Source organism: Rhizobacter sp. P1_G5 (genome assembly GCF_056405435.1).
Genome location: NZ_JBFUCB010001215.1, coordinates 1 through 534, shown reverse-complemented (window position 1 = coordinate 534; position 534 = coordinate 1). Strand labels below are relative to the sequence as shown.

The following is a 534-nucleotide window of genomic DNA, read 5'->3' as shown; positions in this document are numbered from 1 at the left end:
TCTTCATGCCGTTCATGAACTTGCTGTAGGTGATGCCCAGGCCACGGGCCGCGGCGTTGATACGCGCGATCCAGAGCTGGCGGAACACACGCTTCTTGGTGCGGCGATCGCGATAGGCATATTGCCCAGCGCGCATGACCGCTTCCTTGGCGATGCGGAATACATTCTTGCGACGGCCGCGGTAACCCTTGGCGAGTGCGAGAATTTTCTTGTGACGAGCGCGGGCTGTTACACCACGTTTGACGCGAGGCATGGATTACTCCTTCTGGAAGTGTTTCTGAAACCGTGAATCAGTGGTGGCAGATCACAGCCCGGCAAAGGGCAGCATCTGAGCCATGTGACCCATGTTGGTCTCGTGCACGCCGACGGCACCACGCAGGTGGCGCTTGTTCTTCGTGGACTTCTTCGTGAGGATGTGGCGCTTGAACGCCTGGCCCCGCTTGACGGTGCCACCCGGACGAACGCGGAAACGCTTCGCAGCGCTCTTCTTGGTCTTCATTTTGGGCATGACTGCTCCTTTTTAGTTGCTCCACC

General features: G+C 58.6%; 2 protein-coding genes. Both read right to left on the bottom strand.

Going from position 1 to position 534, the window contains the following annotated elements:
• Positions 1-253 (bottom strand): 50S ribosomal protein L20 (rplT, locus tag AC1D12_RS35040; RefSeq protein ID WP_477845635.1); only part of this gene is annotated, 253 nt, incomplete at its 3' end.
• 51 nt (positions 254-304) lie between these two features.
• Positions 305-508, bottom strand: coding sequence for a 50S ribosomal protein L35 (rpmI, locus tag AC1D12_RS35035; protein ID WP_047511790.1), 204 nt, complete (start codon positions 506-508; stop codon positions 305-307).
• Between the last annotated feature and the right edge of the window lie 26 nt (positions 509-534).

Bases quoted from the DNA above. Each gene is read 5' to 3' on its own strand.
- rpmI (WP_047511790.1), bottom strand. From the start codon at position 508: ATGCCCAAAATGAAGACCAAGAAGAGCGCTGCGAAGCGTTTCCGCGTT.